Below are 26,866 nucleotides of genomic sequence, written 5' to 3'. Positions count from 1 at the left end.
GATCTTAAGCGGCTAGAAGGCGCGCGTTAGCGCTAACAGTTCCTGCAATGGAGAGCCCAATGGTTTCGCGTGTCATTCCGGTGGACCCTTTCGATCTGGTGGTCTTCGGCGCCACCGGCGATCTGGCCAACCGCAAGATCCTGCCCGGCCTCTATCGGCGGTTCTTTTCCGGTCAGATCCCCGAGGGTGCACGCATCATCGGCGCGGCGCGCACCGAGATGGACACAGCCGCGTTTCGCGCCCATGCGCGCGCGGCGATCGATGAGCATGTGGGCGCGGGCAAGCGCGACGCGGCCCAGATCGAGGCATTTCTGAGTATCCTTGAATATGTCCCGATCGACGCGATGGGAGAGGGCGGCTGGAATGAGCTCAAGGCGCTCGTCCGTCCCCATCTGATCAATGCCTTCTACTTCTCGGTCGCGCCAGCACTGTTTGGGCCGCTGGCTGAGCGGCTGCACGCCTTCGGCATCGCCACCTCCCAAGCGCGTATCGTCGTCGAAAAACCCTTCGGTCGAGATCTGGCATCGGCAAAGGTGCTCAACACCACGCTGGCCGAGCATTTCGACGAAACGCAGATCTACCGTATCGACCACTATCTGGGCAAAGAGACGGTGCAGAACCTGATGGCGGTGCGCTTTGCCAATATCCTGTTCGAGCCGCTCTGGAACGCGCAATTCGTCGATCACGTCCAGATCACCGTTGCCGAGACGGTCGGCGTTGGCGGGCGGGGCTCGTATTACGACAAGTCCGGCGCGATGCGGGACATGGTGCAAAACCACCTCATGCAGCTTCTGTGCCTGATCGCGATGGAGCCGCCCTATCACTTTGACCCGGACGCGGTGCGGGATGAAAAGCTCAAGGTCATCCGCGCGCTGCAGCCGGTCTCTGCGGCGGATATCGTGCGCGGGCAATACCTTGCGCACCGTTCCGACGATGGGAAGGGACATCAGCCGGGGTATCTGGAGGATGCCGAGAACCCCGATAGCCGCACTGAAAGCTATATCGCGCTGCGGGTGCATGTGGCGAACTGGCGCTGGAAGGGCACGCCTTTCTACCTGCGCACCGGCAAGCGGCTGCGGGCGCGCACCTCGGAGATCGCGATCACCTTCAAGGAGCCGCCGCATTCGATCTTCGACGAGGCGGACGAAACCTGGCGCGAGAATGTCTTGGTGATCCGCCTTCAGCCGAACGAGGGCATGAACCTCAAGATGATGATCAAGGAGCCGGGGCCGGGCGGGATGCGTCTGGTTCAGGTGCCGCTCGATATGTCCTTCGCCGAGGCGTTGGGCGAGGACGGGGCGGATATCCCCGACGCCTATGAGCGGCTGATCATGGATGTGATCCGCGGCAACCAGACGCTGTTCATGCGCGGCGACGAGGTCGAGGCCGCCTGGGCCTGGACCGATCCGATCATCGAGGGGTGGACGGCGCGCGGTGACCGTCCGCAGGGTTACGATGCGGGATCGTCGGGGCCCGAGGATGCGCTGATGCTGATGCACCGCGACGGGCGCCGCTGGCGGGAGATCCGCGAATGAACTTCAAGGCCTACCCCGACCGCGACCTGCTCATGCTCGATCTGGCCGACCAGATCGCGGCTGAGTTGCGGCGCGCGCTGGAGGTGCACGGCCGTGCCACCCTGTCGGTTCCGGGTGGGACGACGCCGGGGCCGGTCTTCGACATCCTCTCGGGGCTGGATCTGGATTGGGGGCGTGTCTCGGTGCTGCTCAATGACGAGCGGTGGGTCGATGAAAGCAGCCCGCGCTCGAACACCCGGCTGCTGCGCGAACGCCTGCTGACCGGGCGGGCTGCCGCCGCGCAGCTCGTGCCGCTTTATGCGCCCGCGCCGCAGCCCGAAGACAAGCTTGCGGAACTCGCCGAGGGGATCGCCCCGGCGCTGCCGATCACGGTTTTGCTTCTGGGGATGGGGGCGGATATGCATACCGCGAGTCTCTTCCCCGGCGCCGACCGACTGGCCGAGGCGCTTTCCGATACCGCCCCTGCGGTCATGGCGCTGCGCGCCGAAGCTGCGGGCGAGCCGCGCATTACCCTGACCGCTCCGGTTCTGCGCGACGCGATGCATATCCACATTCTGATCACCGGCGCCGAGAAGCGCGCCGCGATCGAGCGCGCAGCCATCCTTCCCGAGGAAGAGGCCCCCGTGCGCTGTGTCCTCAAAAACGCTACCGTTCACTGGGCTGAGTAACATGACAATCTGGACCGAGCTGCTGACCCATGCCGAGGCCGTGAAAACGCGCCGTATCGCGGAATTGTTCGAAAATGGAAATCGCGCGGCCGAGTTCACCTGTGAATCCGGCCCGTTCGTGTTCGATTACTCCAAGACGAATATCGACGCGGCGGCGCTGGATCTGCTGGTCCGCCTGGCTGAAGACGCCGATCTGGTCGCGAAACGCGAGGCGATGTTCACCGGTGCCAAGATCAATGAAACCGAGGGGCGCGCGGTGCTGCATACCGCGCTGCGCAATCTCAGCCACCCGGTCTGCGTCGATGGCGAGGACGTCATGCCCAAAGTGCGCAAGACCCATGCGCGCATGGTTGGCTTTGCCCGTGACGTGCGCGAAGGGCGCTTTACCGGGCAGGGCGGCGCGATCACCGATGTGGTGAATATCGGGATTGGCGGCTCGGACCTGGGGCCTGCGATGGCGGTGCTGGCGCTGGGGCCCTATCACAATGGGCCGCGCTGCCACTTTGTCTCGAACGTCGATGGCGCGCATATCCACGACACGCTCAGGGGGCTGAACCCGGAAACGACGCTGGTCATCGTGGCCTCGAAGACCTTCACGACGATCGAAACGATGACCAATGCCGAGACGGCGCGGCGCTGGATGGCGCAGACCGTTAAAGACCCGGCGGCGCAATTCGCGGCGCTCAGCACCGCGAGCGACAAGACCGCCGCTTTCGGCATCCACCCCGCGCGGGTCTTCGGGTTCGAGGATTGGGTCGGCGGGCGCTACTCGATGTGGGGGCCGATCGGGCTGTCACTGATGCTGGCCATCGGCCCCGAGCAGTTCGACGCGATGCTGCGTGGCGCGGCGGCGATGGATGCGCATTTCCGCACGGCCCCGCTTGCACAGAACCTACCGGTTCTGCTGGCGCTGGTCGGGATCTGGCATAACCAGTTCTGCGGCTATGCGACCCGCGCGGTTCTGCCCTACGACCAGCGGCTCTCGCGCCTGCCTGCCTATCTGCAACAGCTTGAGATGGAATCGAATGGCAAGCGCGTCAGCATGGATGGTGCGGACTTGCCCTATCACTCGGGGCCGGTGGTTTGGGGCGAACCCGGCACCAACGGGCAACACGCTTTCTATCAGCTCATCCACCAGGGCACGCGGGTCATTCCCTGCGAATTCATGCTGGCGGCTGAGGGGCATGAGCCTGATCTGGCGCATCAGCACCTGCTGCTTGCCGCCAATTGTCTTGCCCAATCCGAGGCGCTGATGCGTGGCCGCAGCCTGGCCGAGGCGACCGAGATCATGCGTAAGAAGGGGCTAACCGGCGCCGAGTTGGAGCGTCAGGCGCGCCACCGGGTCTTCCCCGGCTCGCGCCCCTCGACCACGCTTCTTTATCCCAAGCTGACGCCCGAGGTTTTCGGCGGGATTGTCGCACTCTACGAGCACCGCGTGTTCGTTGAGGGTGTGATCCTCGGGATCAACAGCTTTGACCAATGGGGCGTGGAGCTCGGCAAGGAGCTGGCGCTTGCGCTTGCCCCGGTGCTTGAGGGCACCTCGGATGGCGCGGGTAAGGATGGCTCGACGCTCGCACTAGCCGCACGGGTGCGCGCACTGCGGGGCTGATCTCAGCGCGTTTCCTTCGGGCGCATCATCAGCCAGATCAGGGCGCCGCCCGCGAGGGTCAGGAAGGGCAGCATGGCAAGGTTCACCGCTTGCCAGCCTGCCTGCGGATCGCCCGCCTCGGCGCAGTTCATCAGGCTGCCCGAGCTGAGCGACGCCACGAACACACCGCCGAAAACCACGAAATCGTTGATGCCCTGGATATGGCCGCGCTCTTCGGGCGAATGCGCGCTGGCCAGCATCGCGGTTGAGCCGATGAAGCCAAAGTTCCAACCCACGCCCAACAAGACGAGGGCGATGAAGAAGTTATCAAGCTCGACGCCTGTCATCGCCACCGCACCCGAAGCCGCGAGGATCAGCAGGCCGACGCCGACGATCACCTCGCGCCCGAAGCGGGCAATGAGTGCGCCGGTGAAGAACGAGGGCACATACATCGCGAGCACATGCGCCGAGACGATATCGGCGGCATCCCCGGCCTCGAACCCGCAACCCACGACAGCAAGCGGCGTCGAGGTCATCACAAGGTTCATCAGTGCGTAGGACACCATCCCGCAGATCATCGCGACGGCGATGACCGGGTCGCGCAGCAACTCGCGCCGGGTGCGGCCGGGGTGAGCGGCGCCCTTGGCCCGACGGCCCGGTGCCGGGATGCGCAGGAAGGCAAACAGCAGCGGCCCGAGCAGGTTGATGCCGACGATGGCGATATAGGTCGCCATGAAGGGCACGGCCATCGCTTGCGCGGTCGCCTTGACCATCTGCGGGCCGATGATCGCTGCCGCAAGCCCGCCCGCCATGACATAGGAAATGGCCTTGGGCTGGAACTCGGGGCTTGCGCCGTCGGTTGCGGCGAAGCGATAGAACCCCTGTGCAGACATGTAGATGCCCGTCAGGAAAGACCCCGCCATGAAGAGCGAAAACGACCCGATATAGAGCGCGTACGCGGCGATGGCAGCGCCAATACCCCCGGCGACGGTGGCCAGAATGAAGCCGGAGCGGCGTCCGTAGGCCGACATGAACTCGGACATCGGCTGCGCCGACAGTACCGAGCCAAGCACGATCAGCGACAGCGGCAGGGTGGACCAGCAGGGGTTGGGCGCCAGCGACTGGCCCGCAAGCCCGCCCACGGTGAAGATCATCGACATCTGCGCGCCAAGCAATGCCTGCGCGAGCACAAGCACGATCACGTTGCGCCATTTACCCGGAGCGGGTGCGTCGATGAGGTCGGTCGAAGCATTCATGGACAAAGCCCTAACGGGGCGCGAAGGGGCTGGCAAGAGTGCCCGCGATGGGGCAGGCTCGCGCCATGGTGGGACGTATCATCACATGCGACGCGGATATTGCGGAGGGCGCGGCCTGGCTGGCGCGCGCCGAACCGCGATTCGCCCATGCGCTTGATCTGACCGGCCCGTGGCCGCTACGGCGTCGCGAGGACGGGTTCGAGGCGCTGCGCGACGCGATTTTGGGGCAGCAGGTTTCGGTCGCGGCGGCAAACTCGATCCGCAACAAGCTGCTGACAGCGGGTCTGGGTGCGCCCGACGCGATTGCTTGCGCGAGTGAGGATGATCTGCGCGGATGCGGATTGTCGCGCCAGAAAGTGCGCTATGTTCAGGCGCTTGCCTCGGCCGGGATCGATTTTGACGCGCTGCGCCATTTGCCGGATGAGGAGGTGGTGGCGACGCTCCTGCCGCTGCCGGGGATCGGGCGCTGGACGGTCGAGATGTATCTGATCTTTGCGCTCGGGCGGGCCGATGTGTTCGCGGTGGACGATCTGGCGCTGGCCGAGGGGGCGCGGATGCTCTTTGATCTGCCAGAGCGCCCGAAGCGCAAGGAATTCAACGCGCTGTCTGCGGCATGGGCGCCCTGGAGGGCCGTTGCGGCGCGTGGGCTTTGGGCCTATTACGCTTGGGCGAAACAGAGGGAAGGGGTGGCGCCATGACGCGGGAACTCAAGGTCGGGCGCAAGGCGCCGAAATCGGGGCGGGTGAAGTCGGCGGTGGTCTTCTTGCATGGCTACGGGGCCGATGGGGCCGACCTTCTTGGGCTGGCTGATCCGCTGGCGCCGCATCTGTCCGACACGCTGTTTCTGGCCCCCGACGCACCCGAGCCGTGCTCGGGCAATCCGTTCGGGCGGCAGTGGTTCCCGATCCCCTGGCTTGACGGCTCAAGCGAGGAAGCCGCGGCGCAGGGTATGCAAGCGGCAGCGCGCGACCTGAATGCCTTTCTTGACGGGCTGCTTGAAGATGAAGGCCTAACGCCTTCAGAATTGGCGATTATCGGCTTTTCGCAAGGCACGATGATGGCGCTTGACGTCACCCCGCGCAGGTCCGCGCCGGTCGCGGCGGTGGTGGCCTTTTCGGGCCGGCTGCTGCGCCCGGATGCATTGGCACAAGAGGCGATCTCGAAGCCGCCGGTCCTGTTGATCCACGGCGATGCCGATCCGGTCGTCCCCTTCGCGGACATGGGGCTGGCGGGCGATGCGCTGGTCTCGGCGGGTTTCGAAACCTATGCGCATGTGATGGAGGGCACCGGTCACGGCATCGCGCCAGACGGGCTGTCGGTGGCGCTTGCGTTCCTCAAGCAGAAACTGCCGGGCTGAGTTCCTGCGCCAAGGCTGAGACCGCCCAGATCATCCGCGTCGCGCGGTGTCACCCCCGCGTCATATCCACGTGCTAGCCATGCTGCACGGCAGAAAGATCGCATATGGCGAGGCTTGCCAGATGCGAAACGCCATATATAGTTATTTTATAGGCAGGGGCGATCTCCGCCCCAGCTACCCGACGGGCGACAGGGCGAGGACGGAGTCACGCATGCTGGACCACGGCGACAGGACCGAGTTTCGAACGCAATTCGTGCGAGAGCCATCCGCGCTCCGGCACTATCCGGCGCTGGTGCTGAACGCGGATTTCAGGCCACTTTCGTATTACCCGCTATCGCTTTGGCCCTGGCAGGAGGCGATCAAGGCGGTGTGCCTCGACAGGGTGATCATCCTCGCGGAGTATGACGAGGTGGTCCGATCGCAGAGAGAGGCGATACGCATCCCCTCGGTCGTCGTCCTCAAGGAATTCGTTCGTCCTCAGAAGCGCGTGGCATTCACGCGCTTCAATCTTTTTCTGAGGGATGAATTCTGCTGCCAGTATTGCGGCTCGAAAGGGGATCTGACTTTCGACCACGTGGTGCCGCGCTCGCGCGGGGGAATCACCAGCTGGGAAAACGTCGTGGCTGCCTGCGCGCCGTGCAATCTGCGCAAGGCAAACAAACCCTTGAAGGACTCGGGGCTGCATTTGCGCAAGCCCGCACGCCAGCCGACCGCCGAGGAAATGCACGCGGTCGGCCGCCGCTTCCCGCCGGGGCATCTGCACGAAAGCTGGATGGATTTCCTTTACTGGGACGCCGAACTGGAAGCCTGAGACCTCGCGGGGTCAGATACGGGCGAGGGTCGTTTCCAGATCACCATAGCCGGTAAAGCGCCGCTCGTAGCGCAGGCCAAGCCGTTCAGCCGCTTCGCGCGCCTTTTCATCCAGTGCCGGATCGTCGGTCTGCGCCTGATAGATCAGCCGGTCGTAATGCGCGAAATAGCTGTTGCGCAGCTCGGGGTAGCGGTCGAGGCCCATCGGCTTCCACACGAAGGCATCGAACTGGCGCACCAGGAAATCGGTCAGGTAGAAGGCGGTGAATTCATCCTCGGCCTTGGCGGAGAAGGTCTCATTTCCTTCAAAAAACGAATAGCAATGCGGACCTTCGACCATCTCGACGCCCAACTCCTTGCACTTTTCGAACAATTGCCCGCCGGTGCCACAATCGGCATAGACGACGAAGACATCGTCGTAGCGATCGCGGTGCTTGCGCACGGCGTCCTCGACGGCGGCAGTGATCTTCTCGGGCCAGAGGTGCAGGTTGGCGGGCAGGCAGGTCAGGTCGAGGTGCTCCCAGCCATTGGCCGCTTTCAGCGCCAAGATCTCGCGCGCCAGCGCGCCGCAGGCGATCAGCAGCACACGGCCACGACCCGAGGGGCGCATCCCCTCGGCGCTCAGCGTTTCATTGGAAATCATTCCACGCGAGCCATCAGCCGCGCGATCGCCGCGCCGATCAGCGCCGCGCTACCCACGATGGCCAGCGACAGCCCGACCGAATGCGCAAGCCAGACCGTCAGGCCGGCCGCAAGGATCGCTACAAGAATCAGCGCCAGAAAATGGGGCAGGGACATCTTCATCCTCCATCTCCTTAATTATGGGCTTTGTACGCGCCAAAAAAAAGTCCCCGGAAGTGAATTCCGGGGCCAATTTCGATCACTATCGCGGGCTTAGCCCATCTGGTTATGGCGGCGCGCGATCATGTGCTTGGCGGTTTCCACGGCCACGGCAGCATCGCGGCAATAGGCGTCGGCACCGATGGCCTTGCCGAATTCCTCGTTCAGCGGGGCGCCGCCAACCAGGACCAGATACTTGTCGCGCAGGCCCTTTTCCTTCAGCGCGTCGATCACAACCTTCATGTAGGGCATGGTCGTGGTCAGCAGGGCGGACATGCCGATGATGTCGGCGCCCTCTTTCTCGGCGGTGTCGATGTAGTTCTCGACCGGGTTATTGATGCCCAGATCGACCACTTCGAAGCCTGCGCCCTCCATCATCATCGAAACGAGGTTCTTGCCGATGTCGTGGATGTCGCCCTTCACGGTGCCGATCACCATCTTGCCCATGCGCGGCGCACCGGTCTCGACCAAGAGCGGCTTGAGGATGGCCATGCCGCCCTTCATCGCGTTGGCGGCCAGCAGCACTTCGGGCACAAAAAGGATCCCGTCGCGGAAATCGGCGCCGACGATGGTCATGCCGGCGACCAGCGCCTTGGTCAGGATGTCATAGGGCGTCCAGCCGCGCTCGAGCAGGATCTCGACCGCCTCTTCGATTTCCTCTTTGAGGCCATCGTAGAGGTCGTCCATCATCTGGAGCACCAGCTCCTCGTCATCCAGTTCCGAGAGGATGATATCGTCTTCATCGGCCATAGCGCGGTCTCCTGATCGCTGTCTTGTTCTTGTGATGTGGGCAAAGGGCCCGGAATACTTTGCGAATTGCGACATGCTCGGCATCGGCTCCGACAGATGGGGGCGCAGATGGGTTCTTGTTGCCGCGAATCCTCTGGTGAATGTTCTTGTTGTGTTCTAATTTGGGCGCATGAGTCTGCTGCCCTTCGATCTGCCGCCTACCGACCCACGCCAGCGCCTGAAGGCGCGTGGCGCCGCCAGTTCGCCTGTGGGACGGTTCGAGCCCTACCTGCGCGAATGGGTGCATGACGGCTGGGAGATCATCGAGGAAGAGCGGCTGGTGCGGACCGAGGTCAGCATCGAGCGGCCGCGCAGCGTGATTACGCGCAACACCAGCCCCGACGTGCCCTTCGACCGCTCGATCAACCCCTATCGGGGCTGCGAGCATGGCTGCATCTACTGCTTCGCGCGGCCCTCGCATGGCTATCTGGGGCTGTCGGCGGGGCTCGATTTCGAGACCAAGCTGGTCGCCCGCCCCGAGGCGCCCGAGGTGCTGGCGCGCGAGTTGCGCAAGCCCGGCTATCAGGTCGCGCCGATCGCCATTGGCACCAGCACTGACCCCTATCAGCCGCTTGAGGCCAAGCTGGGCGTCATGCGCGGACTGCTTGAGGTGCTGAGCGCCCATAACCACCCTGTGACCATAGTGACGCGTGGGGCAGGCGTGTTGCGCGATCTCGAGATACTGTCCGACATGGCGGCCCGCAGGCTCGTGCATGTGGGTGTCAGCGTCACCACGCTCGACGCCGATCTGGCCCGCAAGATGGAGCCGCGCGCGCCTGCGCCCGCTACGCGCATTCGCATGATCCGAGAACTCAGCCGCGCGGGCATTCCGGTGCGCGTCATGGCGGCGCCGATGATCCCCGGTCTGACCGATCACGAGTTGGAGGCGATCCTGACCGAGGCGCGCCGCGCGGGTGCCCGGGCTGCCGGGATGCTTCTGATCCGCCTGCCGCATGAGGTTGCGCCGCTGTTCGCCGACTGGCTCGAACGCCATGTGCCGCTGCGCGCCGAGCGGGTGCTGGGCGCGATCGCCGACATGCGCGGCGGGCAGTTGAACGATCCGCGCTTCACCAGCCGGATGACGGGCGAGGGGGTCGAAGCCGATCTGCTGGCGCAACGCTTTGCCGTCTCGTGCCGACGGCTTGGCTTCGTGCGGGATCTGGGCGCCCTCGATTGCACGCGCTTTGCCCCGCCACCCAGGGCCGGGGATCAGCTGTCGCTGTTCTGAGGCGGTCTGCATCGGTCGTCCTTGGGCAAAGCGGGGCCGTTCCCAGAAGAGGCCGAGGCCCCGTCTGGGTCAAGCATTTGATGTCAGTGCGATTATCCGCGGCGGCGCGAGCGGCGTTCGCGGCCTGCACCGGGATCGTCACCGGTGCCGTCCGAGGCCGAAGAGAAGGCGCCGAGCTTGGTCGAGATTTCCTCGAGCGTGGGGCGCGGCCCGCGCGGGCGGGTTTCCAGCGCGGCGCGCATCGCCCTGAGGTGCTCGGGCATGGTGCCGCAGCAGCCGCCGATGATGGTGGCGCCCGCATCGCGCGCGAGGCAGGCGTAATCGCCCATCAGCTCGGGCGTGCCGTCATAGTGGATGTGGCCGTCGTGATACTTCGGGATGCCCGCGTTGCCCTTGGCGATGACCGGACGTTCGGTCCCGGCGGCGACGAAGCCGAGGATCGTGCGCATCAGGTCTGCCGCGCCCACGCCGCAGTTGGCACCGAAGGCGAGCGGCGGGTTGGGCAGCTTTTCGACCAGCGCCGCGAGATCGGCCGAGGTCACGCCCATCATGGTGCGGCCTGCGGTGTCGAAGCTCATGGTGCCGCACCAGTCCATTCCGGCCAGGCGTGCGGCCTCGGCGGCGGCCTTGAATTCCTCGGGGGCCGAGATCGTCTCGACCCAGAGAACATCGGCGCCGCCTTCCTTCAAGCCTTCGGCCTGCTCGTGGAACATCTCGACGGCGAGTTCATGGGTCAGCGTGCCCATCGGAGCGAAGATGTCGCCCGTCGGCCCGACCGAGCCTGCGACAATAACGGGGCGACCCGCCTTGTCGGCCACTTCGCGGCCGATTTCCGCCGCAAGGCGGTTGAGCTCGCGCACGCGGCTTTGGGCGTTATGCAGCTTGAGGCGCGAGGCGTTGCCGCCAAAGGTGTTGGTCAGGAACAGGTCCGAACCCGCCTCGACCGCGCCCGAGTAAAGCTTGGCGATCCGGTCGGGGTGATCAGCGTTCCACAGTTCCGGCGGCTCGCCCGAGCTAAGGCCCATGTTGAACAGGTTGGTGCCGGTCGCGCCATCGGCCAGAAGCCAGTCGCGGGTCTCAAGAAGGCGGCTCAGGGCGTTGGTCATCGGGTGGCCTTTCGGAATCCATCTGCGCCGCGGGGGGCGGCGGTTGGCGCCCCTCCTGCCATCTTTGGCCGCTTTTGGCAAATTCGTTCTCTTCAAGAAGATGATGAGGCGCGCGCAACTCTTTCGGGAAGGGCAAAGAAAAACCCCCGCTGCGCGCAGCGGGGGTTCTGGATATTCTGATCCGAAGGCAATCAGCCAGCGTCGATCTGCGCCTTGGCCTCGGCCATGCACTCCGCCATCTTGGCGCGGATGGTCGCCTCGTCGGCCTGTCCGGCCAGATCGGCGACGAGCTTGCGGAAGACATCGTCCTGACCGGCTTCTTCGAAATCGGCTGCGATCAGCTCGCTGGTATAGGCCTCAACGTCCTTGCCAAGAAGGGCTGCGGCCCAGTTTGCAAGCAGTTTGGTGCAGCGGGCCTCGGCTTTGAACTGCTTCTCCGCGTCATAGGCGAATTTGCTTTCAAAGGCGTGTTCGCGATCGTCGAAAGTCGTCATCGGTCTTCCTCCCCCTTTTACAAGGCTCCTCTTATCTTTCATATGCCCGCCAGACGGGGCCACTGCAAGGGTCATTCGCAGAAGTTTAACCGCTTTGCGCACGCCCCTTTGTCTTGCGGGGCGCATCGCCTTGTCCTATAGGGGCCGAAAGGGCCCAAGCGCCCGCCCCTTGCCCCGATCCACCGGCTACCGCCGATTGGGGCCCGATCCGAAACGGAGAGCACATGGCACCCCGGCGCAAGAAGATTTACGAAGGCAAAGCAAAGGTTCTCTATGAAGGCCCGGAGCCGGGAACCCTGGTTCAGTACTTCAAGGACGATGCGACCGCTTTCAATGCGCAAAAGAAGGCGACCATCGAAGGCAAGGGTGTGCTGAACAACCGCCTGTCCGAATACTTCATGACCGGGCTGACCAATATCGGCGTGCCGAACCATTTCATCCGTCGTCTGAACATGCGCGAGCAGCTGATCCGCCAGGTCGAGATCGTGCCGCTCGAGGTGATCGTGCGCAACTTCGCGGCCGGGTCGATCTCGAAGCGTCTGGGTCTGGAAGAGGGCACGCCGCTGCCGCGTCCGATCGTGGAATACAGCTACAAGAACGACGCGCTTGGCGATCCGCTGGTGCCCGAGGAATATATCATCGCCTTCGGTTGGGCCAATCAGCAGGATCTCGATGATATCGTCAGCCTTGCGCTGCGCGTGAACGACTTCCTGTCGGGCGTGTTCTATGGTGTCGGCATCAAGCTGATCGACTTCAAGATCGAGATCGGCCGGGTGTGGGATGGCGATTTCATGCGCCTCATCGTCGCCGACGAGATCAGCCCCGACAGCTGCCGCCTGTGGGACATCAAGACGAACCAGAAGCTCGACAAGGACGTGTTCCGCCGGGATCTGGGTTCGCTGACGGATGCCTATTCCGAGGTCGCGCGCCGTCTGGGCGTTCTGCCGACCAACGCCACCAATATCAAGCCGACCCTGATCAACTGAGGAGCCGCCCGCGATGAAAGCCCGCGTTCATGTGATGCTGAAGGATGGGGTTCTGGACCCGCAAGGCGAGGCCGTGCGCCACGCGCTCGGGCACCTCGGGTTCTCGGGGGTTGAGGCCGTCCGTCAGGGCAAGGTGATCGAACTGGACCTGGCCGCGACCGACAAGACCGCCGCCGAAGCCGAGGTCAAGGCGATGTGCGAGAAGCTGCTCGCCAATACCGTGATCGAGAAATACACGATCGAGATCGCCTGAGGGCAAGGTCGGGGGCGCTGCCCCCGGACCCCCGGGATATTTCGACCACGTTGAATGCAGGAGCCCTTGCGATGAAAGCCGCCATCATCACCTTCCCCGGGTCGAACTGCGACCGCGATCTGGCCGATGCCTTTGCCAAGGCTGGCGCGGAGGTCGTACGGGTCTGGCATAAGGACACCGTGTTGCCCTCGGGCGTCGATGTGATCGGGGTGCCGGGCGGGTTTTCCTATGGCGACTACCTGCGCTGCGGCGCGATTGCCTCGCGCTCGCCCATCGGGCAGGCGGTCGTGGATTTCGCGGCCCGGGGCGGTTACGTCATCGGGATCTGCAACGGCTTCCAGGTGCTGACCGAGATGGGACTGCTGCCGGGTGCGCTGATGCGCAATGCCTCGCTCAAGTTCGTGTGCAAGCCGGTGACGCTGAAAGTTGCGACAACGGACAGTGCCTTTACCGCGCCCTATGCGAAGGGTGCCGAGGTGGTTTTCCCGGTTGCGCATCATGACGGCAATTACACGATCGACGCCGAGGGGCTGAAGGCGCTGCAGGGCGAGGACCGCGTGGCCTTCCGCTATGCGCAGAACCCCAATGGCTCGGTCGATGATATCGCGGGTGTGCTGAGCGCGAACCGCCGGGTGCTGGGCATGATGCCGCATCCCGAGCGCGCGGTGGACCCGACGCAGGGTGGCACCGACGGGGCGGCGCTTTTCCGCGCGTTGAGCGGGATGCTGGCGCAGGCCTGAGGTCTTAGCCTTGCCGGGGGGGCGGGGCTAACCTAAATTCGCGGCATGGCCGTAACCCCGCGCGTTCCAGATCAAAATCAATCGACCGACCCCGCCGCACAGCGCGGCGGGCGTGTGGTGACCCGTATCGTCGGGGTGCTGATTGTCGCGCTCTGTGTGGGCGCGATGTGGGCGACCAATCTGTGGCTGACCGATCGTTTCTCTGAGACAACGCGGGTGCGCACGGAACTGCGCCTGGCGCTGTACACGGGTAATATCATCTCGGAGTTGCAGCGCACCTCGGTCGTGCCGCTGCTTTTGGCGCGCGATCCGGGGCTGACGAATGCGCTTGAGTCCCTGGATTACTCGAAGACATCGGCGACGCTGATTTCCGCCAAGCAGGATGTCGCGGCGGCCTCGATCCGGTTGCTGGATGCGAGCGGACGCACCGTTGCCTCGACCAACCGGCATCTGATCGGAACGAGTTATTCCACCGCGCCGTTCTTCGTAGAGGGGTTGCGCTCGCGCGAGACGATCTTTACCGCGACCGCCCGCGAAACCGGGGGGACCGAGTTCAACTATTCCCGCGCGCTGGTGGCCGACGGGCGCGTGGTGGGGGTGATCGTCGTCGAGGCAGAGCTGTCCAAGTTCGAGCGTGCCTGGGCTGGAATCTCGGACGCCGTTGCAGTGACCGACAGCGAGGGGCGCATCATCCTGACGACCGAGCCGAAGTGGCGCGGGCTGACCATGAGCGAGGCGCTGGCGCGCCGCGACGCGCCGACCGCGATCCAGCGCGCGCTTCAGGCGACGGCGGACTGGGCGAACGAGGCTCCCGATGCCTATCTGCGCGGTCAGGCGGTGATGCGCACCGAGACGCGCATTCCGTTCCGCGGCTGGCGCATGACCGCCTTCACCAGCTACGAGTCGGTGCGCGAGCGCGTGAACGCGGTGCTGGCGCTGGAGATCATGGGCTTTGCGATCTTTCTGGCGCTCGCTTTCTACTGGCTATCGCGGCGCGCGCGTGTTCAATCTGCGCGCTACCGGCGCGAGTCGGCCGAGTTGCGCGCGCTGAACGCGCGGCTCTCGCGCGAGATTGCAGAACGCGAGCGGGTGCAGAAGGATCTGGCGGTGGCCGAGCAGACGCTGGCGCAATCCTCAAAGCTGGCGGCCTTGGGCGAGATGTCGGCGGCGGTCAGCCACGAATTGAACCAGCCGTTGGCGGCGATGAAGACCTATCTTGCAGGCGCGCGCCTGCTGCTGCAGCGCAATCGCAGCGAAGAGGCGCTAAGCTCGTTCCAGCGCATCGACGATCTGATCGATCGGATGGGCGCGATTACACGTCAGCTCAAGTCCTACGCGCGCAAGGGCGGCGAGGCCTTCGAACCGGTAGATCTGCGCGCGGCGATCAGCTCGGCGCTGGCGATGATGGAGCCGCAGTTGAGGGCGCGTACGGTGCGCATTACCCGCACCATGACGCGCGAGCCGGTGATGGTGCTGGCAGACCGGATTCGGCTGGAGCAGGTTATCATCAACCTGCTGCGCAATGCGCTCGATGCCACGAAAACCGTGGCCGATCCGCAGATCGAGCTGATCCTGGCTGCGGGTGAGACCGCCGTGTTGAGCGTGCGTGACAATGGTCCTGGGCTGAGCGATCTGGAAAAGTTGTTCGAGCCGTTCTGGACCACCAAGAAACCGGGGGAGGGGACGGGCCTTGGCCTTGCGATCTCTTCCTCGATCGTAAGCGATTTTGGCGGTCGTCTGACCGCTCATAATGCCGAGGGCGGCGGAGCTGTATTCGAGATGCAGCTGCCGCTCCTGTCGGAAGCGAAACTGAAGACTGCGCCGGATGGCGCGGAGGCTGCGGAGTAAAGCATGGCACGGATGATGAAAGTGGCGATCGTCGATGACGAAGAGGACATGCGCCAGTCGGTCAGCCAGTGGCTTGCGTTGTCGGGGTTCGATACCGAAACCTACGCCTGTGCGGAAGATGCGCTGAAGGTGATCGGTGCGGATTGGCCGGGCGTCGTGATCTCGGATATCCGTATGCCGGGGATGGACGGAATGGCATTCCTCAAGCGCCTGATGGGCATCGACTCGGGCCTGCCGGTGATCATGATCACCGGGCATGGCGATGTGCCCATGGCGGTCGAGGCGATGCGTTTGGGCGCGATGGACTTCATGGAGAAGCCCTTCAACCCGGACCGGATGACGGAACTGGCCAAACGCGCCACGCAGATGCGGCGTATGACGCTCGACAGCCGCGCGTTGCGGCGCGATCTGGCTGAGGGCAGTCAGGTGATGGGCAAGCTGATCGGCACCTCGGCTCCGATGGAGCGGCTGCGCGAGGATATCCTCGACCTGAGCCAGGCGGACGGGCACGTTTTGATCGACGGCGAGACGGGAACGGGCAAGACGCTGGTCGCCCATGCGCTCCACGCCACCGGGCCGCGCGCGGGCAAGAAATTCGTGGTCGTGAGCTGCGCGGCCTATACCGAGGACGTTCTGGCCGCACGCCTCTTCGGCCCGGTCGAAGATGGCCTGCCGCTGGTCGAGGAAGCGCGCGGCGGCACCCTGGTGCTAGAGGATGTCGAGGCGCTGTCCTCGGCCCTTCAGGCGCGTCTGCTGCAATTCATCAGCGATCAGGGGACGCCTGCGGAAACCCGTATCATCGCTATTTGCAATGCGCATGGCGAAGGGCGCACGCTTGAGGATGCGCTGCGGCCCGACCTGTTCTTCCGCCTTGCCGCACTCAAGATCACTCTGCCGCCGCTGCGCGCGCGCGGCGAGGATATCCTGACCCTGTTCAACCGGCTCTCGGAACAATTCGCCGAGGAATACGGCTGCGATGCGCCCGAAGTCACGGCCCAGGAGGCGGCGCAGCTTCTGCAAGCGCCCTGGCCGGGGAACGTGCGGCAGTTGATCAACGTGGCCGAGCGCGCCGTGCTGCAATCGCGCCGGGGAACGGGCTCGATCGCTTCGCTCTTGATGGCGGAGAACGAAGACGCTGGTCCCGCCATGACGACCGAGGGCAAGCCGCTGAAGGAATATGTCGAGAGCTTCGAGAAAATGCTGATCGACAATACGATGCGGCGCCACAAGGGTTCGATTTCTGCGGTGATGGAGGAACTGTGCCTGCCGCGCCGGACCCTGAACGAGAAGATGGCGAAATACGGCCTGCAGCGCCAGGATTACATCTGACGCAGGAGGGGGCGCTGCCCCCTCGGCCCTGCGGGCCTCACCCCCGGGATATTTTCACCGCGTTGAGGGGGCTCGATCACCTTCAATGTGGTGAAAATATCCCGGGGGAGCGCGCGAGCGCGGGGGCGGAGCCCCCTTCACCGGGCGGGAATGGGCATGCAGGTCTGACGAAAAAGCGATTGTCTTTGGTCGCGCGCCGAGGCTATTGTCCGAAATATGTCGGTGAGACGCACGTTTTGCGACGTTCTCGCCCACGGAATTCGCTGATTTCCGGTTTCGAAGGTATCGCACAGCCGAGCCTGTTTCCGGGTCAACCGATTGGCCGCAAGGTCGTAGTCATGCCCAAAGGCCTTGAAAAGCCTGGGGTTTCAGTTGGGTGACGGGCCTGAGGTCCGCGCTTGGGAAGAACCGCGATGACGCGTGCAGGCACAGAGCAGGTGAGGACGGGCAGCCCCTTGGGCGCCCGCCCCTGCATGGTCTCGGACGCACTCGCCTCAAACAAAAACCACGTTGAACGCGTCTTGCCCGCAAGGACAAGGCGCCGATCAGCGTGCGGAAACAGGATTAATGGCAAAGAAGATGCTTATCGATGCCACACATGCGGAAGAAACCCGCGTGGTGGTGGTGGACGGCAACAAGGTCGAGGAGTTCGACTTTGAAACCATCAACAAACGGCAGCTGGCCGGGAACATTTATCTGGCAAAAGTAACGCGGGTGGAGCCTTCGCTCCAGGCCGCTTTTGTCGATTATGGCGGGAACCGCCACGGCTTCCTCGCCTTCGCGGAAATTCACCCCGATTACTACCAGATCCCGGTGGCCGACCGTCAGGCATTGCTTGAGGAAGAGCGGCTTGCCGCTGAGGCCGAAGAGGCCGAGGAGCGTAGCCGCAGTCCGCGCCGTTCGCGCCGTCCGCGCAGCGGTGCGGCGAAAGCCGAGAAGGCAGCTGAAACCGATGCGGTCGTGCGCTCGGAAGATATTCCGGGCATGGCCGTGGTCGATCTGGAGGGCGATGCGGCCCCCGAAGGCGCTGTCGAGGAACCGGTGATCGAAGCGGTCGAGGCCGATGTCGCCGAGGCGCAAGAGCCGATCGTGGCAGATGACGCAGTGGAGCCTGTGATCGAGCCAGAGGCCGTCGAGCCGCAGGAAGCCGCCGACGAGGCGGACGACGCCTCTGACGAGGAGGTGCACGATCACGACCACCACGTCCACCCGACCGACGATGAGATCGAGTCCGTCGCGGAAGAGGATGTGCAGGAAGAGATCCGCGCCCCGCGCAAGCCGCGTGCGCGCCGCTACAAGATCCAGGAAGTTATCAAGGTGCGCCAGATCATGCTGGTGCAGGTGGTCAAGGAAGAGCGTGGCAACAAGGGCGCGGCCCTGACCACCTACCTCAGCCTTGCCGGCCGCTACTGCGTGCTGATGCCCAACACCGCGCGCGGTGGTGGCATCTCGCGCAAGATCACCAATGCCGCTGACCGCAAGAAGCTCAAGGAAATCGCGGGCGAGATGGAGGTGCCGCAGGGTGCCGGGCTGATCATCCGCACCGCGGGCGCGCAGCGCACCAAGACCGAGATCCGCCGCGACTACGAATACCTCATGCGTCTGTGGGAGCAGATCCGGGATCTGACCATGAAGTCGGTCGCGCCCGCGCCGATCTATGAGGAAGGCGACCTGATCAAGCGCTCGATCCGCGATCTCTACTCGAAAGAGATCGACGAGGTGCTGGTCGAGGGCGAGCGCGGCTATCGCGTGGCCAAGGACTTCATGAAGATGATCATGCCGTCCCACGCCAAGAACGTGAAGCATTACAACGAGCAACTGACCCTGTTCGCGCGCTACCAGGTCGAAAGCTACCTCAGCTCGATGTTTAACCCGGTCGTGCAGCTCAAGTCGGGCGGCTATATCGTGATCGGCGTGACCGAGGCGCTGGTGGCGATCGACGTCAACTCGGGCCGGGCCACGAAAGAGGGCTCGATCGAGGAGACCGCGCTCAAGACCAACCTGGAGGCCGCCGACGAGGTGGCGCGCCAGCTGCGTCTGCGCGACCTTGCCGGCCTGATCGTCATCGACTTCATCGACATGGAAGAGCGCAAGAATAACGCGGCCGTCGAGAAGCGTCTCAAAGAGCGCCTCAAGACCGATCGCGCGCGCATCCAGGTGGGCCGCATCTCGGGCTTTGGCCTGCTGGAGATGAGCCGTCAGCGCCTGCGCCCGGGGATGCTGGAATCGACCACGCAGCCCTGTCCGCATTGCCATGGCACGGGCCTCATCCGTTCGGATGACAGCCTTGCGCTTCAGGTTCTGCGCGCCATTGAGGAAGAAGGCACCCGCAAGCGCTCGCGCGAAGTCCTGGTGCGCTGCCCCGTGGCCGTTGCCAACTACCTGATGAACGCCAAGCGCGAGCATATCGCCGGGATCGAGGCGCGCTACGGCATGGCCGTGCGGATCGAGGCCGATCCGTCGCTGGTCAGCCCCGATTTCTCGATCGAGAAGTTCAAGACTGCGACCCGTATCGTTCCCGAGCTGCAAAGCCCGGTGGTCTCGGCCTCGGCTGAACTGATGGCCGAGATCGACGAGGCAGATCTGGTCGAGGAGGTCGAAGAGGAAGAGGCCGAGGTTGCATCGGAGCAGCCCGAAGCCAACACCGAAGAGCAGCCGCGGAAGAAAAAGCGCCGCCGTCGTCGCAAAAAGAGGAACGGCAACGGCGCAAGCGCGGAGGCAGGCGAGGAATCGGACGTCGGTGAAGAAGGCGACGAGGACGACGCATCGGACGACGACAGCGATGCCGAGGACGTTGCGCGCGCAGCCGCTGCGGCGGAGTTGGAGGACGTGAAGCCGCCGGCTGTCGATCCGGTGGTCGAGGCCCCCGTTGCAGAAACCGCGACGGTCGCAGATGCTGAGCCCAAGAAGCGCGCTTCGCGTTCGCGCAAGAAGACCGAGGATGGCGAGGCGCCTGCCAAGACCAGCCGCTCGCGCAGCAAGGCGACCACGCCAGATGGTGAGGCTGCTCCGAAGAAGCCCACGCGCTCACGCAAGAAAGCCGTGGCCCCGGTCGAGGCCGGTACGCCCGAGGAACCCGCGGCGCCGCAAGAGGCACCGGTAGAGCAGCCGCCGGAGGCCCCGGTCGCTCCGCCTGCCGAAGCTCCTGTTGAGGCGCCTGTCGAGTTGCCCGAAGCGCCGCAGGAGGCCCCGGCCGAGGCGCCGGTGGAACTGCCGGAGGCCCCGATGGCTGAGCTTGAAGCCGCCTCGGCGGAGCCGGTTGCCGAAGACGGTCCGCCCAAGCCCAAGCGCCGTGGCTGGTGGTCAGCGGGTAGCTAAGAAAGAAATGGATCGCCGGGCCTCAGCGCCCGGCGATTTCCGTCTTGGAGGGTCACTTGCGGATGCGATAGCGCTTGATGTGTCCCAGATCCTCTGCCTCGAGCAGGGTATGCCCCGCTTGTGCGCAGAAATGCGGAACATCGATCCAGCTCGCACCATCGGTCGCCTCGAGCACGACACAGGCGCCCGCAGGCAGGGCTTCAAGCACCTTGCGCAGGCGCAACACCGGAAGCGGGCACAGAAGGCCCTTGGCGTCGATGTGGGTCTCGGTCTCCATGCTTTCGCGCTAGCCTGCCCGCGATCATTTGTCCACGCGCTTGTGACCGGCGGGCAGGTGACGCGTGGCGACGTCGGTGCTATGGGGGGGCATGTTCGGAATTGATCTCATCGACGCTGCTTTTCTGCCCGCCGCGCTGGTCGCGCTGGTGGCGGGATTGCTTTCATTTCTCAGCCCCTGCGTTCTGCCCATCGTGCCGCCATATCTGGCCTATATGGGTGGGGTCAGCATGGGTGATCTGCGTGAGGGAAAGCGCTCAGCAGCGGTGCCAGCGCTTTTCTTCGTGCTGGGGCTTTCGACAGTGTTCCTGTTCATGGGATTCGCCGCCTCAGCCTTCGGACGGTTCTTTCTGCAGAATCAGGAACTGTTTGGCCGTATTTCAGGCGTCGTGATCATTGCACTCGGATTTCACTTCCTGGGCCTCTACCGCATTCCGCTGCTGGACCGAGAGGCACGCATCGACGCCGGGGATCATGGTGGGTCTAGTCTCGGCGCCTATGTTCTGGGCCTTGCCTTCGCCTTCGGCTGGACGCCTTGTATCGGGCCGCAGCTAGGTGCGATCCTGTCAATCGCCGCCTCAAGCGGCGACCTTGCGCGCGGAACCGGGCTGCTTGCGGTTTATGCGCTCGGCCTCGGCATTCCCTTCTTGCTGGCCGCTCTTTTTATCCAGCGGGCCATGGGCGTCATGAATCGCATCAAACGCCACATGGGGTTGATCGAAAAAACGATGGGCGGCTTGCTGGTCGTCGTAGGATTTCTGCTTCTGACCAACGCCTTCTCTGCCATCAGTTTCTGGCTGCTGGAGACCTTCCCGGCGCTGGCAAGCCTGGGCTGAGCGGGCAAGAGGGGGCGCTGCCCCCTCGCGCTTTGCGCTCACCCCCGGGATATTTCATCCATATTGAAGGGGACTGCGCTTTCTCCTTGTCCAAATACCTCGGGGGTGAGGCCGCAGGCCGAGGGGGCAGCGCCCCCTATTCCGCCCAATCCGGTTTGCGCTTTTCGATGAAGGCCTGCAGCCCCTCGGCCGTATCCCGCCAGAGCATGTTTTCCACCATCACACCGGCTGCGTGGTCATAGGCGGTGGCGAGATCGAGAGTGATCTGATCGTAGAACGCCCGTTTGCCGATCTTGACGGCGGCCGAGAGCTTGCCCGCGACAGTTTCCGCAAGGCGCGAGGTTTCCGCGTCGAGCGCGTCATGTGGGACGATGCGGTTGATCAGGCCAACCTCGCGCGCTCGGGCGGCATTGATGAACTCGCCGGTGGTCAGCATCTCGAAGGCCACTTTGCGCGGCACATTGCGCGAAAGCGCGACCATCGGGGTCGAGCAGAAGAGGCCGATATTCACCCCGTTCACCCCAAAGCGCGTGCCTTCGGCCGCAACGGCCATGTCGCACGAAGCGACCAGCTGGCAGCCCGCTGCGGTGGCGATACCGTGAACCTCGGCGATCACAGGTTGGGGCAGGGCAGGGATCATCTGCATCACTTCGGCGCAGCGCGCGAAGAGATCGGCGAAATAGGCGCGGCCTTTGTCTTCCGCCTGGCGCCCGGCTTGCATCTCCTTGAGGTCATGTCCGGCGCAGAAGGCCTTCCCGGCACCTTTCAGCACCACCACGCGAATCGTCTGATCAGCCGCGAGTTCGGTGAAGCGCGCCTTCAGCGCGGCCAGCATCGCGTCAGACAGCGCGTTCAGGCTGCCCGGAGCATTCATCGTCAGATGCGCGATGACGCCACGTCGTTCGAGTTCGACAAGATCCGTCATTGAAAACCTCCCTGTTGGGCGGAAGTCTAGGGGCAGGGAGTGCGGGGAGGGAAGATGCAACTGAAAATGGACGCTACGTCACTTGAGGCCTTCATCGCGCGGGAGTTTCCGCAGGTCGCGCAGGATTTCTCGGTCGATGAGGTGGGGGAGGAGCTTGTCGTGCGCATGCATGTGCACGAGCGTCACCTGCGCCCGGGTGGCACTGTTTCGGGGCCGAACATGTTCGCGCTGGCCGATGTGGGGATTTACCTTGCGATCCTCAGCCGCCTTGGCCCGGTTACGCTGGCGGTGACGACGGGGGCGAGCGTCGACTTCATGCGCAAGCCCGAGGCGGGGCGGGATCTGGTGGCGAAGGTGCGCTTGCTCAAGCTAGGGCGTGTTCTGGCGGTGGGGGATGTGCTGATCTATTCGGATGGGCAGACCGAGCCCGTCGCGCGCGCCTCAATGACCTATTCCATCCCTCCACAGGCGGGGCAGGGGCCGGAATCGACCACCGGACGGAGATAAATGATTGGGGTATTTTAATACCTATTTTTCAAGCATTTGAAATTGCTTATTAAATTTGACATTTGCGCGCTTGCTTTTCGTGCGCGAATGCACGAAAAGCCCACATCCGAATTCCACAACCCGTTCAAGGGCGATCTGAAATGAAAACCTATACCGCGAAACCGGCGGAGATCGAAAAGAAGTGGCTCCTGATCGACGCTGAGGGCGTCGTTCTGGGCCGCCTCGCCACGATCGTTGCCATGCGCCTGCGTGGCAAGCACAAGCCGACCTTCACCCCCCACATGGACATGGGTGACAACGTCATCATCATCAACGCCGACAAGGTGCAGATGACTGGCAACAAGCGCGAAGACAAGCGCTACTACTGGCACACCGGCCACCCGGGCGGCATCAAGCACCGCACCGCGCGCCAGGTTCTCGAAGGCGCCCACCCGGAGCGCGTCGTGATCAAGGCCGTCGAGCGCATGATCTCGCGCAACCGTCTTGGCCGTCAGCAGATGTCGAACCTGCGCGTCTATGCCGGTACCGAGCATCCGCATGAAGCCCAACAGCCCGAAGTTCTCGACGTCAAAGTCCTGAACAAGAAGAACACCCGGAGCTAATCATGTCCGATATCAAATCCCTCGACGATCTGAAGTCGGCCGTTTCGGGCACCGCCACCGCGGCTGTCGCCGAAGCCGGTCCGCGTGAGCCCGTCCGTGACGAGCTGGGCCGTTCCTACGCCACCGGCAAGCGTAAAGACGCTGTCGCCCGCGTTTGGGTCAAGCCCGGTTCGGGCAAGGTCATCGTGAACGGCAAAGAGATGAACGTCTACTTCGCCCGTCCGGTGCTCCAGCTGATCGTGAACCAGCCGTTCCAGGTTGCCGGTGTCGAAGGCGAATTCGACGTCTATGCGACCGTTGCTGGCGGTGGCCTCTCGGGCCAGGCCGGTGCGGTGAAGCACGGCATCTCGAAAGCCCTCCAGCTGTTCGAACCCTCGCTGCGTGCGCCGCTGAAGGCCGCTGGCTTCCTGACCCGCGACTCGCGCGTTGTGGAACGCAAGAAATACGGTAAGGCCAAGGCTCGCCGGTCGTTCCAGTTCTCGAAGCGCTAACGGCGAACGAGCACTTTACTCAACAAAAACAAAGGGCTGCATTTTTTGCAGCCCTTTTTCTATGCGTAGCAGTTTTGTAGCAGCGCACTGAATTCGTTGACGTTTTGATTTAGCGAAATTAGCATAATGATAGCGTTTGAGGCATGTAAGAAGCGGATTTAGCTTGGCGTTTTACGAGAACAGACGGGAACACTACGGCGGTGCGCTTGTGCTGTTTCAACGCAATCTTGCTGTTGCTGTTCCCAACGCTCAAACGCACCGTCAGCCAACTTGGTATATGCGGCTGAAGATTGGTGGGCGCAAAGGCTACATCACTCGCAGCACAAAGCTGACCGTTTACGAGGATGCTTACGAGTATGCGAAGAGTGAGCTGCTGCGTCTGCAACAAGCTGCGCGGCTAGGGCATAGCTTGGACGAATACACTTTTGAGAAGCATTGGCACGACTGGTATGAGCGCAACTTGCGCAACGGCACTTGGGCTGACGAGCGTGCGCGCTGGCACAAAATGTATTTCAACCGCTACTTCAAAGACTACTTTTCCAACAGCGACAGCAGTTCAATGCTGCTCAACGACATAACTTCGCAGTATGCAGCTGGGTATTGGGATTGGCGCAAGAGCTACTGGAGCACAGAGAGCGCTGCGCGACTGCAAAGCTACAATCCAAAACGACGTGGAGCGAAAACACGCGGCACAGCAAACGCGAAGAAGCTGCCAGCTTTGAAGACGCTGCAGATGGAGCAAAGCGCGCTTAACCAGATTTTCTACGATGCAATGGAACAAGGGCGCATGCAGCAAATCGTAAAGATGCGCGTTGCTGCAAAAGGGCAAACGCCAAGCAGGCGTGCTGGCTTTGACACTGGCAGCGAGTATCTGGTGCTGGTGCGTAATTTGCGCAGCTACAGGGATTGCGTAGGGCGCTTTGCGAGCGAGGGGCTGAACGCTTGGCACAAGTTGCACCGTGCGCAGCTGTCCCACTTTATCATGTTCTTGCTGCACAGCGGCTTGCGTGTTGGAGAGGCGCGGCAGATGCGTTGGAGCGATGTGAAGCTGGATGAAGAAGTTGACGGCGAAGACGAACGCATTGCTGAAGTGCGTGTAAGCAAAGCGACGAAGAAGGGGCAAGCGCGCTTTGTGCAGACACAGCCAGGTGCGAACAAGGCACTCAAGGAATGGCAGAAAATTTCGCCGCACACGGAGAAAAATGACTGGGTTTGGTTTGGGCAGCAGCACGATGCTGATGGCAAGGCAACACAGATTGGCGACCTAAACAAAAGCTTTCAGCAATACCTACGTGCAATTGATTTTGAGGGCAGGCAAGACGGCTTGCTTTACGACAGGGACGGCGACAGACGCAGCTTGTATAGCCTGCGGCACACATACGCGACGATGCGCTTGGAGAGGGGCGACGTGAGCGTTTACGACTTGAGCATAAACATGGGCTGTAAGGTCAAGCAGATCGAAACGCATTATAGTCATGTCGTCTCAAAGCAGCGCAGGCAGCAGATTACGCGAACGAACAGAAAGAAGAAAAGCAGCGCTACGGAGGGCGCTGTTTTGCAGGATGATACGTTTTTGGCTGAAGCTATGAGGCGTTACAAAGCAGGAGAACTTAGCGACGACGCGTTTTTTGCCATAGCAAAATCTAGCAACGCTGCTGGCTGACAAGTTCAATCGCGTTGCGCAGCTTGCTTTCGTTGTAGTCAATGTAGCGCTGCGTTGTGCTTATGTCTTTGTGCCGTGCCAACGCCTGTATCACCCGCACATTTACGCCCTTGTCTGCAAGTTCAGTCAAAAACTGCCGCCTGCCGCTATGACTGCTTGCGCCTTTTATGCCAGCGAGCGCATAAAAGCGCGAAAACAAGTTCACAATCGTCTGCGCGCTGAATCCGCCGCGCTTTGCGCTGAAGAAAAGTGCTGCTTCTGGTTTGCTGACATGATGAGGATAGGCGGCAGCATAGGCAGCAAGTGCTTTGTCCAGCCGCTTGCTCACCAGCACTGTGTTTGCCTCGTCACCCTTCGTCTGTCCTGCCGCCAAGTAAACAGTGTCACGCACGCTGCCGTCCTTCTCAAACACGTCACCAACCTTCAGTGCTGCAATCTCACATGCGCGTAGCCCAGCAAAAAAGCTGATGGCAAAAATTGCATGGTTTCTTGCGCTGTAGCGGTGCGCGTTGATAAGCGCGTTGACACGTTTTTGTTCTGCTTGCGTCAGTAGCTTTGCCTGTTTCATGTCTCACCAAAAATATGTGTGAGAACGGCGGTGCGAAATTCGTCCACGGTAGCGGCGGCATGATGCGGCTGCGGGCGGCGTAAAAGTCGTCCACTTTTCCCTTTCTGCGGCAGCAGGGAGGGCGTGGGGATTTACAGCGTGGAGCTATATCTGAGAGTTCGTCAGGCTTGTGCGGAGGGCATGAGCCAGCGGGAAGCGGCGCGGGTGTTCAACGTGTCGCGGGACACGGTTCGGAAGATGATGTCGTTTTCGGTTCCGCCGGGTTACCGGCGTCAGGCGGAGGTCCGGCGTCCGAAGCTCGATCCGTTCCTTCCGATCATCGAGGGCTGGCTGGAGGCGGACCGGACCATGCCGCGCAAGCAGCGGCATACGGCCAAGCGGGTGTTCGACCGGCTTCGCGAGGAATGCGGCTTCACCGGCGGCTATACGATCATCAAGGACTACATCCGGGAACGTGAGCGGCGGGGCCGGGAGGTGTTCGTGCCGCTGTCGCATCCGCCGGGCCAGGCACAGGCCGACTTCGGCGAGGCCTTGGTCCGGATCGGAGGCATTGAGCAGAAGGCCCACTTCTTCGTGCTGGACCTACCACACAGCGATGCGTGCTATGTCCGGGCCTACCCTGCAGCGGTGGCCGAGGCGTGGGTGGATGGCCACATCCATGCGTTTGCGTTTTTCGGCGCGGTTCCTCAGTCTGTGCTCTACGACAACGACCGCTGCCTGGTGGCGAAGATCCTGCCGGACGGAACGCGCAAGCGCGCCTCTCTGTTCAGCGGGTTCCTGTCGCATTATCTGATCCGGGATCGTTACGGCCGCCCGGGAAAGGGCAACGACAAGGGGAATGTCGAAGGCCTGG

28 protein-coding genes are annotated in these 26,866 nt (G+C 63.1%); 19 read left to right on the top strand and 9 right to left on the bottom strand.

All coding sequences use genetic code 11. From position 1 onward, the window contains the following. The first annotated feature begins 59 nt into the window (after nucleotides 1–59). From zwf to pgi, 3 genes are read left to right on the top strand one after another with little or no spacing between them, the layout of a single operon-like run. Nucleotides 60–1,535, top strand: coding sequence for a glucose-6-phosphate dehydrogenase (gene zwf, locus KTQ37_RS11550; protein ID WP_218630674.1), 1,476 nt, complete (start codon nucleotides 60–62; stop codon nucleotides 1,533–1,535). Continuing rightward, a complete protein-coding gene (gene pgl, locus KTQ37_RS11545; protein WP_218630673.1) occupies nucleotides 1,532–2,203 on the top strand; it encodes a 6-phosphogluconolactonase in 672 nt (223 codons plus the stop codon). The genes zwf and pgl overlap by 4 nt, the downstream gene beginning before the upstream one ends. Before the next feature lies 1 nt (nucleotide 2,204). After that, the gene (gene pgi, locus KTQ37_RS11540) at nucleotides 2,205–3,812 is read left to right on the top strand and encodes a glucose-6-phosphate isomerase (protein WP_218630672.1); all 1,608 of its coding nucleotides are present in this window, start codon (nucleotides 2,205–2,207) and stop codon (nucleotides 3,810–3,812) included. Nucleotides 3,813–3,814: 2 nt separating this feature from the next. Here pgi and KTQ37_RS11535 read toward each other — a convergent pair whose 3' ends face one another. Beyond that, nucleotides 3,815–5,047, bottom strand: a complete 1,233-nt coding sequence (locus tag KTQ37_RS11535) for an MFS transporter (RefSeq protein ID WP_218630671.1) — start codon at nucleotides 5,045–5,047, stop codon at nucleotides 3,815–3,817. Nucleotides 5,048–5,112: 65 nt separating this feature from the next. Here KTQ37_RS11535 and KTQ37_RS11530 point away from each other — a divergent pair, with 65 nt between their 5' ends. The 3 genes from KTQ37_RS11530 to KTQ37_RS11520 all read left to right on the top strand — a co-directional run bounded on the left by KTQ37_RS11530 (nucleotide 5,113) and on the right by KTQ37_RS11520 (nucleotide 7,215). Continuing rightward, the gene (locus KTQ37_RS11530) at nucleotides 5,113–5,745 is read left to right on the top strand and encodes a DNA-3-methyladenine glycosylase family protein (RefSeq protein WP_218630670.1); all 633 of its coding nucleotides are present in this window, start codon (nucleotides 5,113–5,115) and stop codon (nucleotides 5,743–5,745) included. Continuing rightward, nucleotides 5,742–6,404 (top strand): alpha/beta hydrolase, encoded by a 663-nt coding sequence (locus KTQ37_RS11525; protein WP_218630669.1) that lies wholly within the window; start codon nucleotides 5,742–5,744, stop codon nucleotides 6,402–6,404. Before KTQ37_RS11530 ends, KTQ37_RS11525 begins: the two co-directional genes overlap by 4 nt. Before the next feature lie 211 nt (nucleotides 6,405–6,615). Further along, nucleotides 6,616–7,215, top strand: a complete 600-nt coding sequence (locus KTQ37_RS11520) for an HNH endonuclease (RefSeq protein ID WP_375546109.1) — start codon at nucleotides 6,616–6,618, stop codon at nucleotides 7,213–7,215. 12 nt (nucleotides 7,216–7,227) lie between these two features. Here KTQ37_RS11520 and KTQ37_RS11515 read toward each other — a convergent pair whose 3' ends face one another. The 3 genes from KTQ37_RS11515 to KTQ37_RS11505 all read right to left on the bottom strand — a co-directional run bounded on the left by KTQ37_RS11515 (nucleotide 7,228) and on the right by KTQ37_RS11505 (nucleotide 8,804). Then, nucleotides 7,228–7,857, bottom strand: a complete 630-nt coding sequence (locus KTQ37_RS11515; protein ID WP_218630668.1) for a DUF1638 domain-containing protein — start codon at nucleotides 7,855–7,857, stop codon at nucleotides 7,228–7,230. Continuing rightward, complete coding sequence (locus tag KTQ37_RS11510; protein ID WP_218630667.1) at nucleotides 7,854–8,018, bottom strand: hypothetical protein; 165 nt, start codon at nucleotides 8,016–8,018, stop codon at nucleotides 7,854–7,856. The genes KTQ37_RS11515 and KTQ37_RS11510 overlap by 4 nt, the downstream gene beginning before the upstream one ends. A gap of 90 nt (nucleotides 8,019–8,108) precedes the next feature. Next, nucleotides 8,109–8,804: a corrinoid protein gene (locus KTQ37_RS11505; protein ID WP_218630666.1), complete on the bottom strand. Its 696-nt coding sequence runs from the start codon at nucleotides 8,802–8,804 to the stop codon at nucleotides 8,109–8,111. Between the two features lie 169 nt (nucleotides 8,805–8,973). Between KTQ37_RS11505 and KTQ37_RS11500 the strand changes: the two genes are divergently transcribed. Further along, complete coding sequence (locus tag KTQ37_RS11500) at nucleotides 8,974–10,071, top strand: PA0069 family radical SAM protein (RefSeq protein WP_218630665.1); 1,098 nt, start codon at nucleotides 8,974–8,976, stop codon at nucleotides 10,069–10,071. 92 nt (nucleotides 10,072–10,163) lie between these two features. Here the strand turns inward: KTQ37_RS11500 and bmt are convergent, their stop codons facing one another. Both bmt and KTQ37_RS11490 read right to left on the bottom strand, forming a co-directional pair. Beyond that, nucleotides 10,164–11,177 (bottom strand): betaine--homocysteine S-methyltransferase, encoded by a 1,014-nt coding sequence (gene bmt / locus KTQ37_RS11495; RefSeq protein ID WP_218630664.1) that lies wholly within the window; start codon nucleotides 11,175–11,177, stop codon nucleotides 10,164–10,166. A gap of 191 nt (nucleotides 11,178–11,368) precedes the next feature. Further along, complete coding sequence (locus KTQ37_RS11490; protein WP_218630663.1) at nucleotides 11,369–11,671, bottom strand: DUF1476 domain-containing protein; 303 nt, start codon at nucleotides 11,669–11,671, stop codon at nucleotides 11,369–11,371. Between the two features lie 224 nt (nucleotides 11,672–11,895). On the opposite strand from KTQ37_RS11490, the gene purC reads away from it, so the two are divergent. The 6 genes from purC (at nucleotide 11,896) to KTQ37_RS11460 (ending at nucleotide 20,145) form a co-directional block, all read left to right on the top strand. Further along, nucleotides 11,896–12,657, top strand: coding sequence for a phosphoribosylaminoimidazolesuccinocarboxamide synthase (gene purC, locus KTQ37_RS11485; protein ID WP_218630662.1), 762 nt, complete (start codon nucleotides 11,896–11,898; stop codon nucleotides 12,655–12,657). A gap of 13 nt (nucleotides 12,658–12,670) precedes the next feature. Continuing rightward, entirely contained in the window at nucleotides 12,671–12,910 is a 240-nt protein-coding gene (purS, locus tag KTQ37_RS11480) for a phosphoribosylformylglycinamidine synthase subunit PurS (RefSeq protein WP_218630661.1), read from the top strand. 71 nt (nucleotides 12,911–12,981) lie between these two features. Next, nucleotides 12,982–13,650 carry a phosphoribosylformylglycinamidine synthase subunit PurQ gene (gene purQ, locus KTQ37_RS11475; protein ID WP_218630660.1) on the top strand — a complete coding sequence of 223 codons (669 nt, stop codon included), beginning with the start codon at nucleotides 12,982–12,984 and terminating at the stop codon, nucleotides 13,648–13,650. Nucleotides 13,651–13,695: 45 nt separating this feature from the next. After that, nucleotides 13,696–15,498, top strand: a complete 1,803-nt coding sequence (locus KTQ37_RS11470; protein ID WP_218630659.1) for a sensor histidine kinase — start codon at nucleotides 13,696–13,698, stop codon at nucleotides 15,496–15,498. A gap of 3 nt (nucleotides 15,499–15,501) precedes the next feature. After that, complete coding sequence (locus tag KTQ37_RS11465; RefSeq protein ID WP_218630658.1) at nucleotides 15,502–16,827, top strand: sigma-54-dependent transcriptional regulator; 1,326 nt, start codon at nucleotides 15,502–15,504, stop codon at nucleotides 16,825–16,827. Between the two features lie 567 nt (nucleotides 16,828–17,394). Further along, nucleotides 17,395–20,145, top strand: coding sequence for an Rne/Rng family ribonuclease (locus KTQ37_RS11460; RefSeq protein WP_218630657.1), 2,751 nt, complete (start codon nucleotides 17,395–17,397; stop codon nucleotides 20,143–20,145). 52 nt (nucleotides 20,146–20,197) lie between these two features. On the opposite strand, the gene KTQ37_RS11455 is transcribed toward KTQ37_RS11460, so the two are convergent. Continuing rightward, nucleotides 20,198–20,422: a sulfurtransferase TusA family protein gene (locus KTQ37_RS11455; RefSeq protein ID WP_218630656.1), complete on the bottom strand. Its 225-nt coding sequence runs from the start codon at nucleotides 20,420–20,422 to the stop codon at nucleotides 20,198–20,200. Nucleotides 20,423–20,513: 91 nt separating this feature from the next. Between KTQ37_RS11455 and KTQ37_RS11450 the strand changes: the two genes are divergently transcribed. Next, complete coding sequence (locus KTQ37_RS11450; RefSeq protein WP_218630772.1) at nucleotides 20,514–21,257, top strand: cytochrome c biogenesis CcdA family protein; 744 nt, start codon at nucleotides 20,514–20,516, stop codon at nucleotides 21,255–21,257. A 136-nt stretch (nucleotides 21,258–21,393) separates the two neighbouring features. Here KTQ37_RS11450 and KTQ37_RS11445 read toward each other — a convergent pair whose 3' ends face one another. Further along, the gene (locus KTQ37_RS11445) at nucleotides 21,394–22,182 is read right to left on the bottom strand and encodes an enoyl-CoA hydratase (protein ID WP_218630655.1); all 789 of its coding nucleotides are present in this window, start codon (nucleotides 22,180–22,182) and stop codon (nucleotides 21,394–21,396) included. Between the two features lie 54 nt (nucleotides 22,183–22,236). Here KTQ37_RS11445 and KTQ37_RS11440 point away from each other — a divergent pair, with 54 nt between their 5' ends. The 4 genes from KTQ37_RS11440 (at nucleotide 22,237) to KTQ37_RS11425 (ending at nucleotide 25,445) form a co-directional block, all read left to right on the top strand. After that, a complete protein-coding gene (locus tag KTQ37_RS11440; RefSeq protein ID WP_218630654.1) occupies nucleotides 22,237–22,689 on the top strand; it encodes a PaaI family thioesterase in 453 nt (150 codons plus the stop codon). A gap of 140 nt (nucleotides 22,690–22,829) precedes the next feature. Further along, nucleotides 22,830–23,291 (top strand): 50S ribosomal protein L13, encoded by a 462-nt coding sequence (gene rplM / locus KTQ37_RS11435; protein ID WP_218630653.1) that lies wholly within the window; start codon nucleotides 22,830–22,832, stop codon nucleotides 23,289–23,291. 2 nt (nucleotides 23,292–23,293) lie between these two features. Beyond that, on the top strand, nucleotides 23,294–23,782 hold the full coding sequence (gene rpsI, locus KTQ37_RS11430) for a 30S ribosomal protein S9 (RefSeq protein ID WP_218630652.1): 489 nt from the start codon (nucleotides 23,294–23,296) through the stop codon (nucleotides 23,780–23,782). Nucleotides 23,783–23,945: 163 nt separating this feature from the next. Further along, on the top strand, nucleotides 23,946–25,445 hold the full coding sequence (locus tag KTQ37_RS11425) for a site-specific integrase (RefSeq protein ID WP_218630651.1): 1,500 nt from the start codon (nucleotides 23,946–23,948) through the stop codon (nucleotides 25,443–25,445). On the opposite strand, the gene KTQ37_RS11420 is transcribed toward KTQ37_RS11425, so the two are convergent. Then, a complete protein-coding gene (locus tag KTQ37_RS11420; RefSeq protein ID WP_218630650.1) occupies nucleotides 25,426–26,013 on the bottom strand; it encodes a tyrosine-type recombinase/integrase in 588 nt (195 codons plus the stop codon). The two genes, KTQ37_RS11425 and KTQ37_RS11420, sit on opposite strands and share 20 nt — an antisense overlap. A gap of 138 nt (nucleotides 26,014–26,151) precedes the next feature. On the opposite strand from KTQ37_RS11420, the gene istA reads away from it, so the two are divergent. Continuing rightward, nucleotides 26,152–26,866: IS21 family transposase (istA, locus tag KTQ37_RS11415; protein WP_218630649.1), on the top strand; the 715-nt coding region annotated here is incomplete at its 3' end.

The sequence above is a fragment of the Sedimentimonas flavescens genome (assembly GCF_019264375.1).
In the GTDB taxonomy this organism is placed as follows: Bacteria; Pseudomonadota; Alphaproteobacteria; order Rhodobacterales; family Rhodobacteraceae; genus Rhodobacter; species Rhodobacter flavescens.
The sequence above is the reverse complement of the archived record's forward strand: the minus strand, read 5'-3'. Positions and strand labels throughout refer to the sequence as shown.

Excerpts from the sequence above, each read along its gene's own strand:
- zwf (WP_218630674.1), top strand. The coding sequence starts at position 60 with ATGGTTTCGCGTGTCATTCCGGTGGACCCTTTCGATCTGGTGGTCTTC.
- pgl (WP_218630673.1), top strand. The coding sequence starts at position 1,532 with ATGAACTTCAAGGCCTACCCCGACCGCGACCTGCTCATGCTCGATCTG.
- pgi (WP_218630672.1), top strand. The coding sequence starts at position 2,205 with ATGACAATCTGGACCGAGCTGCTGACCCATGCCGAGGCCGTGAAAACG.
- KTQ37_RS11535 (WP_218630671.1), bottom strand. The coding sequence starts at position 5,047 with ATGAATGCTTCGACCGACCTCATCGACGCACCCGCTCCGGGTAAATGG.
- KTQ37_RS11530 (WP_218630670.1), top strand. The coding sequence starts at position 5,113 with ATGGTGGGACGTATCATCACATGCGACGCGGATATTGCGGAGGGCGCG.
- KTQ37_RS11525 (WP_218630669.1), top strand. The coding sequence starts at position 5,742 with ATGACGCGGGAACTCAAGGTCGGGCGCAAGGCGCCGAAATCGGGGCGG.
- KTQ37_RS11520 (WP_375546109.1), top strand. The coding sequence starts at position 6,616 with ATGCTGGACCACGGCGACAGGACCGAGTTTCGAACGCAATTCGTGCGA.
- KTQ37_RS11515 (WP_218630668.1), bottom strand. The coding sequence starts at position 7,857 with ATGATTTCCAATGAAACGCTGAGCGCCGAGGGGATGCGCCCCTCGGGT.
- KTQ37_RS11510 (WP_218630667.1), bottom strand. The coding sequence starts at position 8,018 with ATGAAGATGTCCCTGCCCCATTTTCTGGCGCTGATTCTTGTAGCGATC.
- KTQ37_RS11505 (WP_218630666.1), bottom strand. The coding sequence starts at position 8,804 with ATGGCCGATGAAGACGATATCATCCTCTCGGAACTGGATGACGAGGAG.
- KTQ37_RS11500 (WP_218630665.1), top strand. The coding sequence starts at position 8,974 with ATGAGTCTGCTGCCCTTCGATCTGCCGCCTACCGACCCACGCCAGCGC.
- bmt (WP_218630664.1), bottom strand. The coding sequence starts at position 11,177 with ATGACCAACGCCCTGAGCCGCCTTCTTGAGACCCGCGACTGGCTTCTG.
- KTQ37_RS11490 (WP_218630663.1), bottom strand. The coding sequence starts at position 11,671 with ATGACGACTTTCGACGATCGCGAACACGCCTTTGAAAGCAAATTCGCC.
- purC (WP_218630662.1), top strand. The coding sequence starts at position 11,896 with ATGGCACCCCGGCGCAAGAAGATTTACGAAGGCAAAGCAAAGGTTCTC.
- purS (WP_218630661.1), top strand. The coding sequence starts at position 12,671 with ATGAAAGCCCGCGTTCATGTGATGCTGAAGGATGGGGTTCTGGACCCG.
- purQ (WP_218630660.1), top strand. The coding sequence starts at position 12,982 with ATGAAAGCCGCCATCATCACCTTCCCCGGGTCGAACTGCGACCGCGAT.
- KTQ37_RS11470 (WP_218630659.1), top strand. The coding sequence starts at position 13,696 with ATGGCCGTAACCCCGCGCGTTCCAGATCAAAATCAATCGACCGACCCC.
- KTQ37_RS11465 (WP_218630658.1), top strand. The coding sequence starts at position 15,502 with ATGGCACGGATGATGAAAGTGGCGATCGTCGATGACGAAGAGGACATG.
- KTQ37_RS11460 (WP_218630657.1), top strand. The coding sequence starts at position 17,395 with ATGGCAAAGAAGATGCTTATCGATGCCACACATGCGGAAGAAACCCGC.
- KTQ37_RS11455 (WP_218630656.1), bottom strand. The coding sequence starts at position 20,422 with ATGGAGACCGAGACCCACATCGACGCCAAGGGCCTTCTGTGCCCGCTT.
- KTQ37_RS11450 (WP_218630772.1), top strand. The coding sequence starts at position 20,514 with ATGTTCGGAATTGATCTCATCGACGCTGCTTTTCTGCCCGCCGCGCTG.
- KTQ37_RS11445 (WP_218630655.1), bottom strand. The coding sequence starts at position 22,182 with ATGACGGATCTTGTCGAACTCGAACGACGTGGCGTCATCGCGCATCTG.
- KTQ37_RS11440 (WP_218630654.1), top strand. The coding sequence starts at position 22,237 with ATGCAACTGAAAATGGACGCTACGTCACTTGAGGCCTTCATCGCGCGG.
- rplM (WP_218630653.1), top strand. The coding sequence starts at position 22,830 with ATGAAAACCTATACCGCGAAACCGGCGGAGATCGAAAAGAAGTGGCTC.
- rpsI (WP_218630652.1), top strand. The coding sequence starts at position 23,294 with ATGTCCGATATCAAATCCCTCGACGATCTGAAGTCGGCCGTTTCGGGC.
- KTQ37_RS11420 (WP_218630650.1), bottom strand. The coding sequence starts at position 26,013 with ATGAAACAGGCAAAGCTACTGACGCAAGCAGAACAAAAACGTGTCAAC.